This is a genomic window from Ancylobacter sp. (genome assembly GCF_965249975.1).
In the GTDB taxonomy this organism is placed as follows: Bacteria; Pseudomonadota; Alphaproteobacteria; order Rhizobiales; family Xanthobacteraceae; genus Ancylobacter.
Window position 1 is genome coordinate 1 of sequence record NZ_CBDFNE010000008.1, and the last position, 16,408, is coordinate 16,408.

The following is a 16,408-nucleotide window of genomic DNA, read 5'->3' on the forward strand; positions in this document are numbered from 1 at the left end:
CACCGCCACCGTGTTCAGCGAGCGGGTGAGGGCGTTGATGAGGGTAATGGAGCCGGCATAGGAGCGGCCGTAATTCTGCGGGCACCAATTACCGATGCAGATCGGCCCGTCGACGACGATGGTGCTGGGCTTGTACTTGCCCGTCATCAGCGCCGCCGTGTAGACGAAGGGCTTGAAGGACGAGCCGGGCTGGCGCAGCGCGTCGGTGGCGCGGTTGAACTGGCTTTCGCCATAATCCCGCCCGCCGACCATCGCCCGCACCGCCCCGTTCGGCTCCATCACCACCATGGCCGACTGCTTCGCACCATAGTCCTTGCCGAACTGGCGCAGGCTGTCGCGGATGGCGGTGTCGGCGGCCTTCTGGATGTTGGGATCGAGCGCCGTGCGGACGATGAAGGACCGCTCGGCATAGGTCTTGGGCAGCGTCTCGACGATCTGCTTCACCTGGTCGAAGGCGTAGTCGAGGTAATATTCCGGCAGGTCGTCCTGCTTGCGGTCGACGGGCGTCGCCGGGTTGCGGCGGGCGCCGAACACCTGGCCCTCGGTCATGAAGCCGGCATCGACGAGATTGTCGAGCACCACGCTGGCGCGCCCGCGCGCCGCCGGCAGATTGATGTGGGGGGCGAATTTGGACGGCGCCTTGAACAGGCCGGCGAGCATCGCCGCCTCCGCCATGTTCACGTCGCGCGCCGACTTGCCGAAGTAATACTGCGCTGCCGCGTCCACGCCGAAGGCGCCGCCGCCCATATAGGCGCGGTCGAGATAGAGCTTGAGGATCTGGTTCTTGGTGAGGTGGAACTCCAGCCACAGCGCCAGGAAGGCTTCCTTGATCTTGCGCTCCAGCGTGCGCTCATTCGACAGGAACAGGTTCTTGGCCAGTTGCTGGGTCAGCGAGGAGCCGCCCTGCACCACGCCGCCGGCGCGCGCATTGGAGAGCACGGCGCGGAAGGTGCCGGGAATGTCGATGCCGAAATGCTCGTAGAAGCGTCGGTCCTCGGTGGCGAGCACCGCCTTGATGAGGTGATCGGGGAACTCTTCCAGCGGCACGGTGTCGTTGTGGCGGATGCCGCGTTCGCCGATCGTGTTGCCGTAGCGGTCGAGGAAGGTGACGGACAGCTCGGCGCGCTTCAGCCAGTCGTCCGAGGTTTCCTGGAAGGCCGGCACCGCCAGCGCCAGCATCAGCACCGCGCCCACCGCGCCCCAGGTCATCGCCTCGGAGCCGAGCGAGATGGCGTAGCGGGCGGGGCCCTGCACATTGAAGCGTTCGGTGAAGGCGACGAAGCTGTCCCAGCCCGAGCGCAGATTCACGCCGCCGGAATAGATCGACGAATCGATCCACGAATCGATGGCCAGCAGCACATGGCGCAGCCGCCGGCGGAACGCCGAGGGCGGGCGCTGGCCGGAGGCGGGCTCCCGGGGCGTTTCCGGCGGGGAATGGTCGGACGGCGTGTCGTTCAAGCCCATGCTCCAGGGGGCTTGCGAGCCCCGCCTGCTCTTATAACCGACCCCTTGCCGCGCGACGAGGGCAGCATCAAGGCTCGCCACGGCGCGGCCGCGAGGATATCTAAGGAGTGATTGCCGGTTCGTGAAGTGTGCCGGCGCCCGAGGCTGCGGGACTTTTCCGACCGATGCACGACGATCCGACCACCCTCGCGGCGGCCCCGTTCTGGCGCCGCAAGACGCTTGAGGAAATGACCGCCGAGGAGTGGGAAAGCCTGTGCGACGGCTGCGGCCGCTGCTGCCTCGTCAAGCTGCAGGACGAGGATACCGAGGCGATCGCCTATACCGATATTGGCTGCCAGCTGCTCGACGACTTCAACTGCCGCTGCCGCAATTATCCCGAACGTCAGAAGCATGTGCCGGACTGCGTGCGGCTGACGCCGGAAACGGTGCGCGCGCTCGACTGGCTGCCGCCTTCCTGCGGCTATCGGCTGGTGGAGGAGGGGCGCGATCTCTACTGGTGGCACCATCTCGTCTCCGGCGACCGCGAGACGGTTCATGCGGCCGGCGTTTCCGTGCGCGGCAAGGTGGCGGCGCTGGAGGACGAATTACCGCTGGAAGACTATGTCGACCACATGGTGCGCTGGCCGCTGCGCCTGCCGCGCGGCGCGGTGCGGCGCAAGGCGAAGGACGCGTAGGCCGCTGCGTCAGCGCAGCAGCGGCGCGCTCACCAGCAGCACGGCGAAGGCGCTGACAATGGCCGCGCCGAGGCGGGGCACCAGCGCGCCGCGCCCCTTGGCCTGTGCCGCGCGGCCGAGCAGCGCGCCGACGCTGATCCAGCCGAGGGCGACGCTGGCGCAGAGCATGGCGAAGGCCGCGAGATAGAGCGGCGCCTCCTCGCTCTGTAGCGGCACGATGCCGAGGGCGAAGACGATGGCCTTGGGGTTGAGCAGCGTGGTGACGAAGACGCGCGCGGGCGTGATCGCCCCGCCGGTCGCCGGGCGATCCGCCCCGCGCCAGAGCTTCCACGCGACCTGCAGCAGATAGGCGCCGACGATGAGCCGCAGTACCAGCGCAAAGGCGGGCGCCCCGGCCACGACCGGGCCCAGCACGGTGCCGATGAGCAGGATGGCGAGGAGATAGCCGGCGGTTTCCGCCGGCAGCAGCGGCAGCGCACGCCGCAGCCCGACCGACGCGCCGGCCGTGGCCAGCAGCGTGTTGGTCGGCCCGGGGGTGGCAAGCAAAGCGAGCACCGCCAGCGCAAACAGAAGCGGATCGGTCATGCGACCTGTCTAGCCGAGCCGCGCCAGGCGCGGCATCGGGGGCAGTGCTTACGCGCCCTGCAGCGGCGCGCCGCTCACAGCGCCAGCACGCTCCGGTCGACCTGCTCGATGTCCTTGACGCCGGTCAGCGCCATCGACACGTCGAGTTCCTTGCGGATGATCTCGATCGCCTTGGCCACGCCCGCCTGGCCGCCGGCCGCCAGCGACCACAAGAACGCCTTGCCCATCATGCAGCCCTGCGCGCCGAGCGCCCGGGCCTTGAGAACGTCCTGGCCGGACTGCACGCCGCCGTCGAACCAGATTTCGCTCCGGCCGCCGCCAATGGCGTCGACGATCTTCGGCAGCGCCTTGATCGAGGAGACCGCGCCGTCGAGCTGGCGCCCGCCATGGTTCGACACCACGATGGCGTCGGCCCCCGTGGCGGCGGCGATCTTGGCGTCCTCGACATCGAGCACGCCCTTGAGGATGAGCTTGCCCGGCCAGATGGAGCGCACCCATTCGACATCCTTCCACGACAGGGAGGGGTCGAACTGACCGGCGATCCACTGCGAGAGGGTGGAAAGGCTGTCGCTTTCCTGCCGCACAGCCAGATTGCCGAAGGAGTGGCGCTTGCCCATCAGCACGCTGGCGATCCAGCGCGGCTTGGTGGCGATGTCGAGTGCATTGGCCAGCGTCAGCTTCGGAGGAACGGCGAGGCCGTTCTTGATGTCCATGTGGCGCTGGCCCTGAATCTGCAAATCGAGCGTCAGCACCAGCGCCGAGCATTTCGCCGCCTTGGCGCGCTCGATCAGCGATTCCGAAAATTTGCGGTCGCGCATCACATAGAGCTGGAACCAGAACGGCTTGTCGACCGCGCCGGCCACATCCTCGATCGAGCAGATCGACATGGTGGAGAGGGTGAAGGGAATGCCCGCCGCCTGCGCCGCGCGGCAGCCATGGATTTCGCCATCGCCATGGAACAGGCCGGTGAGGCCGGTGGGAGCGATGGCGAGCGGCAGCGCCACCTTCTCGCCGATCATGGTGGTGGCGGTGGAGCGGTCGGACACGTCGATCATCACCCGCTGCCGCAGCGGGATGGCGGCGAGGTCCGCCTTGTTGGCGCGCAGCGTCGTCTCGTCATAGGAGCCGCGGTCGGCATAGTGGAAGATGGCGCGGGGCACCTTGCGCATCGCGATGGCGCGCAGGTCCTGGATGTTGGTCACGGTCGCCATGCGCGCGCTCCTTCTGCCCTTAGGTCATGATGTGAGGGGAGGCTGATACGCCTCCCCCCGCCGGCGTCAATGGTGAATGACGAGGTTGCTGAACGGCCAGACATAGGCCTGCAACGTCACCAGCATGCCCACCAGCACCGCCAGCGCGATGGAATGGAAGAACACATAGCGCAGGATCACGCCTTCCTTGTTCACCCAGCCGGTGGCGGTGGAGGCGACGACGATGGACTGCGCGTCGATCATCTTGCCCATGACGCCGCCCGAGGAATTCGCCGCCGCCATCAGGGTCGGCGACAGGCCGAGCTGCTCGGAGGTGATCTTCTGCAGGCCGCCGAACAGCACGTTCGAGGCGGTGTCCGATCCCGTCAGCGCGACGCCCAGCCAGCCGAGCAGCGTGCCGAACAGCGGGTAGAACGGCCCTGTCGTGGCGAAGGCGAGGCCGAGCGTGGCGTCGAGGCCGGAGTAGCGGGTGAGGAAGCCCAGCGCCAGCATGATGGCGATGGTGGCGAGCGAGAAGCGCACCTTCCACAGCGTGCGGCCATAGATGCGCACCAGCCCCAGCGGCGAGAAGCCCATCAGCAGGCCGGCGATCACCGCAGACACGAAGATGCCGGAGCCCGTCATCGACAGGATGTTGAAGGTGAACACCGCCGCTTCGGGATGCGCGGTCGCCACTACCGGCGGCACCTTGAAGACGAGGTTGTGCAGGCCCTCGAACGGAATCTTCTGGATGAAGAACCCGTCGAGCCAGCCCTTCATCTGCGGGACACCCCAGGCGAAGACGAACACGGTGAGGATGGCCCAGGGCAGCCAGGCCTTCACGAGATCGCCGGTCGAGGGGCGTTGGTTGAGGGACGGGTCGATCTTGGCTTTGGCCGCCACATCTTCCGAGCCGTCATTGCCCTGCCGGCCCTTCAGCGCCGTCGAGGTCCAGATCGTCTTCGGCCGCCAGACGCGCAGGAACAGCACCAGGCTGACCATGGAGACGATGGCGGCGACCACATCCACCAGCCACGGCCCGTGGAAGTTGGAGACCAGGAACTGCGGCACGGCGAAGGTGATGCCGCAGACCAGGATCGCCGGCCAGATTTCCAGCATGCCGCGCCAGCCCGCGAACGCCCAGATCAGCCAGAACGGCACGATGAGCGAGAAGAAGGGCAGCTGGCGACCGATCATCGCCGAGAGGTCGAGCAGGTCGAGCCCCGTCACCGCCGCCAGCGCGATGACCGGCGTTCCGAGCGCGCCATAGGCGACCGGCGCGGTGTTGGCGATGAGCGAGAGGCCGGAAGCGGCGAGCGGCGAGAAGCCGAGCCCGATCAGCAGCGCCGCCGTCACCGCCACCGGCGTGCCGAAGCCTGCCGCGCCCTCGAAAAAGGCGCCGAAGGAAAAGGCGATGAGCAACAGCTGGAGGCGACGGTCGCCGGTGATGCCGGCAATGGAATGCTGCAGCGTGGTGAAGGAGCCGTTGGCTTCGGTCAGCTGGTGCAGGAAGATGATGTTGAGCACGATCCAGCCGATCGGCATCAGCCCATAGGCTGCGCCGTAACCGGCGGCGAGACCCGCCTTCTCCGCGGGCATGCCGAAGAAGAACACGGCGATGACGAAGGCGGCGACCAGCCCTGCAAAGGCAGCGACATGCGCCTTCATATGCAGGAAGCCGAGGCCGACGAGCATGACGACGATCGGGACAGCGGCGAACAGCGTCGACAGCGCCATGCTGCCGAACGGATCATAGACTTGATTCCAGGTCACGGGCGTTTCTCCGGGGATGGATGTGTGCGGTTGGGTCCGCTTTTTCCGGATTGGGCCCGGTCTTTGCCGCGCCAGCCTCCTTTGGTAAGGAGATCGTTATGAAGTGTTGTTTGGTAAGTTTTATTTACCGAGCAAGTCAATTGGACAACGATTCGACTTTCGTGGCATTTACCGAAGGTCAAGCCGAAGGATCTTCGGCGACATGAGGGGAGACGCGCGCGTGGAGCGCCTGCACACACCGAAGCTGGCGGAGGCGATCGCCGAGCATATCGAGCGGCTGATCCTCGAAGGCGTGCTGCGCCCCGGCGAGAAGCTGGCCAGCGAGCGCGACCTCGCCGAGCGGCTGGAAGTCTCCCGTCCGTCCTTGCGTGATGCGCTCGCGCTGCTGGAACAGCGCGGCCTGCTGGCGACCAGCCGTGAGGGCACCCGCGTGACCGAGTTTCTTTCCGGCCTGACCGATCCGCTGGCGGGGTTGCTGCAATCCAACGAGCAGGTGACGGCGGATTACTTTGAATACCGCACGGCGGTGGAGCGCATGGCGGCCGGATTGGCGGCGGTGCGTGCCACCGCGCCCGAGCGGCAGGCGATCCGCGAGTGTCTTGCCGAAATGCAGGCCGCGCACGCCGCCGGCGATCCCGACCGCGAGGCGGAGGCGGACATCGTGCTGCACCGGCTGATCTATGCGGCCTCGCACAACCTCGTGATCCTGCACGTCATGCGCGCCTTCTCGGAGATGCTGCGCCGGGACATTTTCTTCAACCGCACGAGCCTGTTCGCCGAGGCAACCTTCCGCGAGGCGCTGCTCGCCCAGCACAAGGCGATCGGCGAGGCGGTGGTGGCCGCCGACCCGGAGGCGGCAGAGAAGGCGATCCACCACCATCTCACCTTCACCGGCGATGCCGTCGCCCGCACACGGCGCGACGCGGCGCGGGTCGACCTCGCCGTGCGCCGGCTCAATCGGTCGACGCTGCTGTCCGGCTGAGCGCGGGGGAAAGCGCGGGTGGGGAGGAACGGCTCTGTTTCCGTAACGTCAGCCTCCGACAAGAGGCGACGGCGCGCGGGCCCTCCAGCGCCGGCCGCCGGCGGGATGCGCCAAGTGGGGGCATACTCGCTGGCGCGCCCCGCAACTTCGGTTCTCGCGCAGACGGCGGGCTCGGATGCCGCGCGGGGAAACACGGCGTCCGCCAGTCTCATCGATGCCAAAGGCGAACAACTCGGCGTAGCGTGCAGGTGCTCAACACCTTCGTAACGCTGGAGCCCGGCCCGGACTCGCGGTTCGACGCCGATGGCTCGGCGCTCATGATCCATTCCGGCCCGGACGACTACACGAGCCAGCCCGGCGGAAAGGCCGGCGACCGCATCGCCTGCGGGGTGATCGAACGTCCCTGACGTGGTCGTGTGAGCCGTCGCCGCGACGGTGCCGTGGCCGGCCGGTCACGCCCGAGGACAACATAACGTCGAGTGGTATGTCCGTGTTGAAGCGTTTCCGCACGTGTCTATGGTGTGTCTAAACTGCGACGAAGTTGCGTTCCGAATGTCGGGGCGCGGCCCGTCGCAGGATGTTCTTCCCGAGCGCAACGGCGTGCGCGCCATGTCCGGGAGGGCGCGGCATTATCTGACCCGGCGGGCGCGTTTCCATGAATTTTCGGCCTTTGCGATCTTCGCATTCGGTGGCGTCGCTGCGCACCGCGCTCCTCGCCTCCGCGGCCCTCCTCGTCGCCTCGCCGGCACTGGGTCAATCCATGAACGGCGCGACCAACCCCACCGGGCCGGGCGGCAACGGCACGCCTTATCTTGAAGTGCCGCCCGGCGGTGGCGGTGGCGGCGGTGGCGGCGGCGTGACTGGCGGATTCGGCGCGCCGGGCAATATGCCGGAGTTCGTTACGATCAATGGCGATGGCGGGGTCGGCGGGTTCGTGCCGGGCATGCCGGGCCTCGATGGCGGGGATGGCGATCTCGGCGGCAGCGGTGGCGGTGGCGGTGGCGGGGCGCACGGCTATTTCGGTACCGAGGCGCCGAGCGGGGACGCGATCGGCGGCCAAGGCGGCGATGGCGGCGATGGCGGCGAGTTCAACGCCAAAGATATTCAAGGTATCGCCGGCGGTGGCGGCGGCCCGGGTGCTGGCGGTTATGGCGCCTCAATTCAAATCCAAGGGACCGGAACGACGCTGAACCTGCCGAACGCGATGATGGGCGGCGATGGCGGCGACGGTGGCAGTGGCGCTTCCATCATTTGGGAAAATGACGGCTTTTTCTATCCGCTCCAGGGTGGCGCCGGCAATGGCGGCGACGGCGGCACGGGCCTTTACCTCTATGGCTCCGGCGGCGGCGCCAGCATTCTGGGTGAAGCCAAGGGCGGCGACGGCGGCATTGGCGGGCATGGATATCTCCCGACCTTCGGGGGCATCGGCGGCAGCGGTCTCGAAGTCGCCGGCACGGCCGCCAATGTGATCATCGAGGCCGGTGCGCAGGTCACCGGTGGTGATGGCGGCATATCGCTGTCTGGCACCGGCGGAGCCGGCGGGGCCGGTATCCTCATTTCCGGCGATAACAACGTCGTCACACTCGCCGGCAGCGCCACCGGCGGCACGCAGGGCGGCAATCCTTCGGGCCAGGCGCTGGCGGTCTACATCACCGGGCAGGGCAACTGGCTCGTCCTGACCTCGACCTACAACCAGAGCGGCGGTATTTACGCACAGGGTGGCGGCGCGCTTGCGCTTGGCGGCTCCTCGCCGGGAATCTTCGACGTCAGCGCGATCGGCTCTGCGATCACCAATTTCTCCTTCTACACCGTCATCGATGGGGGCTCCTGGACGCTGATCAATGAGCCAGAAAGCTTGGTCAGCTGGGACATCCAGGACGGCGCCCTGTCGATCGCCGACCCGCTGTCGCTCGGCGGCTATGGCACGCTGACCATCAGCAATTCCGGCCAGCTGACCACGACCGCCAGCATGTCGATCAACCAGCCGATCGCGTTGAGCGGCGGCGCCGGTCCGGGCGCGACCTTCGACGTCGCAAGTGGCACGGTGCTGATCCTTGGGGAGGAGATTCAGGGTCCCGGGAACCTAATCGTCACGGGTGGCGGGATGCTCGCCCTCGGCGCCAACAACCAGTACACCGGCACGACAACCGTCCAGCAGGGCACGCTCGCTGTCGGTGGCACCTCCCCGTTGGGCGAGGCACCGGCCACGCTGAGCCTCGAAGATGGCACCACGCTCGAATTCGCCGTTGACGGGGATGGGCCGGCAACCAATCTCACGGGCGCTGTCACCCTCGCGGGCAATGTGACCCTTTTGTCCCCTTATGGGGTTACCGGGACGATCAGCGGCAACATTAGCGATGGCAGCAGCAGTGGCGGCCTCACCCTTAGCGGGCAGGGCAGCGTGCTGCTGAGCGGAACCAACAGCTTCACCGGCCCGGTGACGGTGGCGGCCGGTACGCTTGTCGCCGGCTCCGCCACGGCGCTGGGCTCGAACGGCACCGTGACGGTGGACGAGGGCGCGACCCTTCAGCTCAACACCTCCATCGCCACAGGCGGGCTAGCGGGTGCGGGCGCGATCATCATCGGCACCAATACGCTTACCATCGGCGCCAACAACGCCTCCTCCAGCTTCGCCGGTAGCTTCTCCGGCACGGGCAACCTCACCAAGACCGGCTCGGGCACCTTGACCCTGCAAGGTGTCAATGCCGATGTGAGCGCGCTGACCATTGAGGGCGGCACCTTGGCCCTCGATTCCCAGTCGGTTCTCGGTTCCGGCACCATCGTCGCCGTCTCCGGCGGTGCGGGCTCCACTTTGCAACTCGGTGCGAACCAGACCGTGGCGGGCCTCAGCGGCGATGGCACTCTGGTCCTCGGCAGTGCGTCCTTTACGCTCAATTCGGCCAGTGACTTCACCTTTTCCGGCGGTATCTCCGGCGTCGGCGGCAGCCTGGTGAAGGCGGGAGCCGGCACGCTAACGCTCTCCGGTAGCAACAGCTTCACCGGGCCGACTCTGATCAGCGGTGGGACGCTGGTTCTGGCTGGCGGCGCGGCGCTCGGCGATCAGACGACGGTGACGGTGGCCGGCGGCGCGCAGGTGCAGCTGCAGGCCAGCGAGACCGTTGGCGGGCTTGCCGGCAGCGGCGCTGTCTTGCTCGGCGGCAACACGCTCAGCTTCGGTGGCAATGGCGCCAATACAGGATTTCGCGGTTCGATCAGCAATGGCAGCCTCGTCAAGCAGGGCGCGGGCACGACCGTGCTCACCGGCAGCTACAACCTCTCGGCCCTCACCATCGCTGCCGGGACGCTGCAGATCGGCGACGGCGCCTCCGCCACCACCTTCCAGGCCGCGCCCATCGAGAACAACGGCACGCTGGTTCTGAAGCCGGCGCAGAATCTGCTGATGTCGGAGGTGATCTCCGGCGCGGGCGGGGTGACGGTGAATGCCGGCAACGCGCCGGTCACCTTCACCGCCGCCAACACCTATACCGGCGCCACCACCATCACGGCGGGCACGCTGAACCTCGGCAGCGGGGTTCTCGTGGGCTCGGTGGCCGGCAATGTGGTCACTAACGGCACGCTCGCCTTCAATTCCAGCACGTCGCAGAGCTTCGGCGGAGCGATCTCGGGCACGGGCGGCGTGAGCGCCGTGGGCGGCGCCACAGTCACGCTGACCGGCGCCAACGCCTATGCCGGGGGCACCGCGATCAGCAATGGCTCGACGGTGTTGGTCGGTAGCGACGGCAATCTCGGCGCGGGGAGTGGCGGCATCAGCCTAGCGAATGGCACGCTGGCCGTCACGGGCTCCTTCAGCAGTGGGCGCCAGGTCATGCTCGGCGGCACCGGCGGCATTGCGGTCGCGACCGGCCAGACGCTGACTTTGACGGGCGCGATCAGCGAGAGTTCGCCCTCGCAACTGGTGAAGTCCGGCGATGGTGTGCTCGTTCTCAGCGGCTCGAACAGCTACACCGGCGGCACGCTGGTGGCCGCCGGCACGCTGGTGGTGTCGAACGACGACAATCTCGGCGCGATCTTTGGCGGATTGACCCTTGATGGCGGCACACTGGTGGCCAGTAGCAGCTTGTGGTCCTCGCGCTCGGTAACCCTGGGCGCGGGCAACGGCACCATTGATATCGCCGCCGGAAACATGTGGCTCCTGCAAGGCGCTATTGGCGGCAGCGGCAACCTGACGAAAACCGGCGACGGCGAACTTACATTGATGGTCGACAGCAGCTTTACTGGCAGCACGACCATCGAGGGCGGCAAGCTGGCGATCTATGGCGCCACATTGGCGACCGGTTCGGTCAGTGTCGCCAGTGGCGCGACGCTGAAAGGCTTCGGAACTATTGCTGGCACCGTAACGGTGCTGGACGGCGGCAAGCTGGCCGGCGGGGATGCGGGTACGCCCAACCCGGAGAATGTCGCGCTCGTCACCGGCTCGCTCACCTTGGCCAATACGGCCAATGTGGCTCTGCTGCTGGGCGCCGGCGGCAATACCGGCGCTGCCGAGGTGACCGGCGATCTCGTGCTTGGCGGCACGCTGAGCGTTTCCGGCGAGGCGGTGCACGGCGCCGGCATCTACCGCGTCTTCACCTATACCGGCAGCAATAGCGGCAGCTTCGCTTCGGTCGATCTCTCGGGCCTTGTCGATTCTGGCTCCTATACCGGCACGATCGAGACCGGCAATCCCGGCCATGTGAACCTGCTGCTGCGCGATACCAGCCCGCTGCAGCTCTGGACCACGGACAGTGGGACGAGCTTCGGCGGCTCCGGCACCTGGTCCTCGACCGGGGACACCTGGTATCTCGCTTCCTCCGGCCAGACCATTCCGTGGGGTGGAGAGACCGGCGTCTTCACCGGCACCGCCGGCACCGTCACCATTCGTGGCGAGCAGACCTTCCAGAAGCTCGAATTCGTCACCGACGGCTATGTTCTGAAGGCCGATGGCACCGAGCCGACGTCGAGCCTGCACGTGAATGGCGGCGGCGTGCTGTGGGTGGAGGGGCATGATGTCACCGCGACGATCAGCGCGCCCATCACCGGCACGGGCGGGATCGAGAAAGTCGGCACCGGCACGCTCATCCTCTCCGGCGCCAACAGCTATGTCGGCGGCACCAAGATTTCCGGCGGCTTCCTCAGCGTCGCCAGCGCGGCGTCCCTCGGCGATGCCGGCAATGTTCTGACCCTCTCCAGCGGCGGGCTGGAAACCACCGGCTCCTTCACCCTTGCCAGCGCGGTGGTGCTGGAGGGCTTCGGCAGCCTGAAGCCGGGCGCGGGCGAAACGCTCGGCCTTTCCGGCACCATCAGCGGCACGGGTGGCCTGCGCAAGGAAGGGCTCGGCACGGTGGTGCTGAGCGGCACCAACACCTATGCCGGGGAGACGGTGATCGCCGAGGGTACGCTGCAAGTGCAGGGCGGCGCCGCGATTTCCAACGCCTCCGCCGTGCGGATCGAGGCGGCGGGCACGCTGCAGCTGGGCGCCAATGAGGGCGTCGGCTCGCTCGCCGGCAGCGGTACGGTCGACCTGCAGAGCTACACGCTGCAACTGAACTACAGCGGCGCCGACACCGTGTTTTCCGGAAGCATCAGCGGAACCGGTGGCGTGGTGATGCAGGGGCTGGGCACGCTGGTCCTCACCGGCGCCAACAGCTATTCCGGTGGCACCACTCTTTCCGGTGGCGGGCTCATCCTCGGCAATGGTGGCACCTCGGGCAGCCTTGCCGGCAATGTCGTCAATAACGGCTTGCTCGCCTTCCATCGCTCGGACGCCATCACCTTTGCGGGCACCATCAGCGGCACGGGCGGGGTCACGCAGATCGGCAGCGGCACGCTCATTCTCACCGGCACCAACAGCTATGCCGGCGGCACGCTGGTCTCGGCCGGCACGGTGCAGGTGAGCGCCGATGCCAATCTGGGCCAGGTTGGCGGGGCGCTGACCCTGGAGGCGGGCACGCTGTCCACCACGGGCAGCATCACCACCGCGCGCAGCCTCGTTCTGATCGGCGGCGGCACGCTGAATGTGGCCACCGGCACCACGCTCGGGCTCACCTCGGCGGTCGCCGGCACCGGCGGACTGACGAAGCAAGGCGACGGCACGCTCATCCTCGCCACCGACAACGGCTTCACCGGCACGACGACCATCCGCGCCGGCGTGCTGCAACTGGGCAATGGCGGCACCACGGGCTCGGTTACCGGCGCTATCGTCAATGACGCGACGCTGGTTCTCAACCGCAGCGACAGCTTCATCTTCGCCAACAACGTCTCCGGCCAGGGAACCGTGGTGCAGGCCGGCACCGGCGCGCTAATCGTCACCGGCGACATTGACAGCCTGGGCGGCCTGCAAATCCAGCAGGGTGCGGTGCAGATCGGCAATGGCGGGACCATGGGGCAGGTGGCCGGCCCCATCGTCAATAACGGCATCCTCGCCTTTGCGCGCTCGGATCAGACGGTGGTCGGAAACACCATTTCCGGCAGCGGCACCGTCGTACAAATCGGCGCCGGGGACCTGTTCCTGACAGGAAGCAACAGCTATTCCGGCGGCACCGGCATCGGTCCCGGCAGCACGCTGCATGTGACGGCCGACGCCGCTCTCGGCGCGTCGACCGGGGGGCTCATCTTCGGCGGCGGCACGCTCTCCGCCGATCTCGGCTTCGCCAGCGCGCGCACGGTGACATTGATCGGCGGCGGCACGATCAGCGTCGCCAATGCGGCGGTGCTCACCTTGTCCGGTGCGATCAGCGGGGCGGGGAGCTTCACCAAGAGCGGCCTTGGCACGCTGGTGCTGACGGGCAGCAACAGCTACACCGGCAACACCGTGGTGGCAGCCGGCACGTTGCAGATCGGCGATGGCGGCACCTCGGGAACGCTCGCCGGCAATGTCGCGACCTCTGGGACGCTGGTCTTCAACCGCTCCGACAACATCCTCTATGCCGGTGCCATTTCCGGCACGGGTTCGCTGGTGCAGGCGGGGGCGGGCGCGCTGGTGCTGACCGGGACGAGCAGCTACAGCGGCGGCACGCGCATCACCGCCGGCACGCTGGTGCTTGGCAATGGCGGCACCTCGGGCGCCATCACGGGCAATGTCGCCAATGACGGAACGCTTGTCTTCAATCGCAGCGACGCCGTGACCTTTGCCGGCGTCATCTCCGGCAGCGGCGCGGTGGCGCAGATTGGTACAGGCACGCTGACCCTCAGCGGCGCCAATAGCTATGCCGGCGGCACGACCATCGGGGCCGGCGGCAGCTTGCAGGTGGCCTCCGATGGCAATCTCGGCGCCGCTACCGGTTCGCTGACGCTGAGCGGCGGCATTCTGGCGCCGACCGCCTCCTTCACGAGCGCGCGCGCGGTGACGCTCAACACCAGCGGCGGGTTTAGCGTCGGCACGGGCGTCACGCTGACGCTCACGGGCACGGTCGGGGGCAATGGCGCCCTATACGTCGCCGGTGGTGGAGCGCTCGAACTGGCCGGGATCAACAGCTATGCCGGCGGCACCTCCGTCTCCGGCGCGACGCTGGCGGTGCACGCGGATCAGAGCCTGGGCAAGGCGGGCACCGCGCTGGCGCTGAATGGTGCCACGCTTCAGGTGCTGCACAGTTTTTCTTCCACACGCAATGTGGTCGTGAGCAGCGCCGGTGCGTCGATCGACGTGGGCACGGACCGCTTCCTCACTCTTTCCGGCACCGTTTCGGGACCGGGCGTGCTGGCCAAGACCGGCGCGGGGCGCCTGACCCTGACCGGCGACAACAGCTATGGCGCACTGGCCATCCTCGGCGGGACGGTGGTGGGCAATACCGTTTCGCTCGAGGGCAACATCCTCAACAATGGCGCCCTCGTCTTCGACCAGGCGTCCACGGGGACCTTCACCAATATCATCGGCGGCACGGGCACTCTCACGGTCAAGGGGGAGGGAGCGCTGATTCTGACCGGCACCGCCGCGCCGGGGGGCGGGACCACCATCGATGGTGGGACGCTGAGGATTGGCGATGGCGGCACGGCTGGCTGGCTGACCGGCTCGATCGTCAACAAGGGCACGCTGATCTACGATCTTGCCGGGCGCTACACCTTCCCGGTCGCGCTCAGCGGCACCGGCCGGGTCAAACTGGAAGGCGGCGGCACGGTCGATTTCACCGGCTCGGATTACAAGGGCGTCGTCGAGACCGACGATGCGCGTGTGCTGGTGCAGCGCGGAACCGACTCGCAGGTGAGCTTCCGCGTCGGCGCGCACGGCGTTCTCGGTGGCGTCGGCACGATCGGCTCGGTGGATGTGCTCGACGGCGGTATCATCTCGCCTGGCTTCTCCCCGGGCACCCTCAACATCAATGGCACGCTGACGCTGGCGGCGGGGACCACCTATAGGGTGGATATCTCGCCGGGCCGGGGCAGCGATCTGCTCGCCGTCACCGGCGCCGTCGGCATCAACCTCGACAGCACCCTGGAGCTGCATGCCGAGCGCGGCACTTATGCCAACTACAAGACCTATACCGTGCTGACCGGCAGCGACGGCGTGCATGGCCTCTTCGGAACGGTGACGAGCAATTTCGCCTTCCTCGACCCGCTGGTGTCCTACACCGACACCGAGGTCATCCTGAACCTCGTGCGCCGGGACATTCCGTTCTGGCGCGAGGCGCGGACGTGGAACCAGGTTGCCACCGCCAATGGCGTCGAGTCGCTCGAGGCGGGCAACGAGATTTACGACGCGGTGGCCTCTCAGCTGAAATCCGAGGCCTACATCGCCTTCGATGCCCTCTCCGGGGAGATCTACGCCTCCACCGCATCGGTGATCCAGCAGCAATCCGTATTCACCCGCGACGCGGTGGGCGCGCGGCTGCGGCAGGCCTCTTTCGAGGGCGCCGGCGCACCGCTGGCCTATGCCGGAGACGGGCCGCAGACGGCGCGGCTCGGAGCCGACGGCGCGACGGTCATGTGGATGCAGGGCTTCGGCGCGCAGGGCTCCCTCGGCTCCGACGGCAATGCGGCAGCGGTTTCGGATTCGATCGGCGGCTTTGTCGGCGGCTTCGACGCGGCCTTTGCCGCTGACTGGCGGCTTGGCGCCTATGGCGGCTACAGCCGCTCCTGGCTCGACGTGTCCGGCCGCGCCTCTTCCGGCTCCATGGACAATTACGAGCTCGGCCTCTACGGCGCGACGCAGCAGGGTCCGTGGGCGCTGCGGCTCGGCGGCGGCTATGCCTGGCACGACATGTCGTTCTCCCGCAGCGTGGCCTTCCCCGGCTATCAGGCGTCCAACAGCAGCGACGCCAATGCCGGCTCGGCCCAGCTGTTCGGCGAACTCGGCTATGACCTGCCGCTGGGGCCGGTCGATCTGGAGCCCTTCCTCGGCCTCGCCTATCTGCACGTCGAAGGCTGGAACATGGTCGAGCGCGGTTCCAACTCGGCGCTGAATGTGGATGCCGATGCCATGGACACGTTCTATTCGACGCTGGGTCTGCGCGGCGGGCAGGAGATCGACGTGCACGGCGTGCCCATCGTCGCCAGCTTCACGCTGGGCTGGCAGCATGCCTTCGGCGATACCGTGCCGGCGGCGGTGATGAGCTTCGCCACCGGCTCGGCGCCGTTCAGCATCGAGGGGGCGCCCATCGCCACGGACACTTTGATCTTCGGCGGCGGGCTGGCCTATGAGATCAACCCGAACACGCGGCTCAGCCTGCGCTATGACGGGCAGATCGCCACCAGCGCCCAGCAGAACGCCGTGAGCGGGGCGCTGCAGATCCGCTTCTGATCGGCGC

General features: G+C 67.6%; 8 protein-coding genes. 4 read left to right on the plus strand and 4 right to left on the minus strand.

The genetic code is table 11. The features are described 5' to 3' along the window. The coding region (locus tag ACP2AH_RS09335) for a transglycosylase domain-containing protein (protein WP_425105550.1) at positions 1-1,458 on the minus strand (1,458 nt) is incomplete at its 3' end. Positions 1,459-1,628: 170 nt separating this feature from the next. On the opposite strand from ACP2AH_RS09335, the gene ACP2AH_RS09340 reads away from it, so the two are divergent. Further along, complete coding sequence (locus ACP2AH_RS09340; RefSeq protein ID WP_421696853.1) at positions 1,629-2,138, plus strand: YcgN family cysteine cluster protein; 510 nt, start codon at positions 1,629-1,631, stop codon at positions 2,136-2,138. 9 nt (positions 2,139-2,147) lie between these two features. Here the strand turns inward: ACP2AH_RS09340 and ACP2AH_RS09345 are convergent, their stop codons facing one another. The 3 genes from ACP2AH_RS09345 to ACP2AH_RS09355 form a co-directional block, all read right to left on the minus strand. Continuing rightward, positions 2,148-2,723, minus strand: a complete 576-nt coding sequence (locus tag ACP2AH_RS09345) for a LysE family translocator (RefSeq protein WP_425105551.1) — start codon at positions 2,721-2,723, stop codon at positions 2,148-2,150. A 74-nt stretch (positions 2,724-2,797) separates the two neighbouring features. Further along, positions 2,798-3,934 (minus strand): alpha-hydroxy acid oxidase, encoded by a 1,137-nt coding sequence (locus ACP2AH_RS09350; protein WP_425105552.1) that lies wholly within the window; start codon positions 3,932-3,934, stop codon positions 2,798-2,800. Between the two features lie 66 nt (positions 3,935-4,000). Further along, positions 4,001-5,686 carry an L-lactate permease gene (locus tag ACP2AH_RS09355; protein ID WP_425105553.1) on the minus strand — a complete coding sequence of 562 codons (1,686 nt, stop codon included), beginning with the start codon at positions 5,684-5,686 and terminating at the stop codon, positions 4,001-4,003. Between the two features lie 202 nt (positions 5,687-5,888). Here ACP2AH_RS09355 and ACP2AH_RS09360 point away from each other — a divergent pair, with 202 nt between their 5' ends. From ACP2AH_RS09360 to ACP2AH_RS09370, 3 genes are all read left to right on the plus strand, one after another. After that, a complete protein-coding gene (locus tag ACP2AH_RS09360; RefSeq protein ID WP_425105554.1) occupies positions 5,889-6,668 on the plus strand; it encodes an FCD domain-containing protein in 780 nt (259 codons plus the stop codon). 242 nt (positions 6,669-6,910) lie between these two features. Continuing rightward, positions 6,911-7,075 carry a superoxide dismutase family protein gene (locus tag ACP2AH_RS09365; protein WP_425105555.1) on the plus strand — a complete coding sequence of 55 codons (165 nt, stop codon included), beginning with the start codon at positions 6,911-6,913 and terminating at the stop codon, positions 7,073-7,075. 353 nt (positions 7,076-7,428) lie between these two features. After that, complete coding sequence (locus ACP2AH_RS09370; RefSeq protein ID WP_425105556.1) at positions 7,429-16,401, plus strand: autotransporter-associated beta strand repeat-containing protein; 8,973 nt, start codon at positions 7,429-7,431, stop codon at positions 16,399-16,401. Positions 16,402-16,408 lie beyond the last annotated feature (7 nt).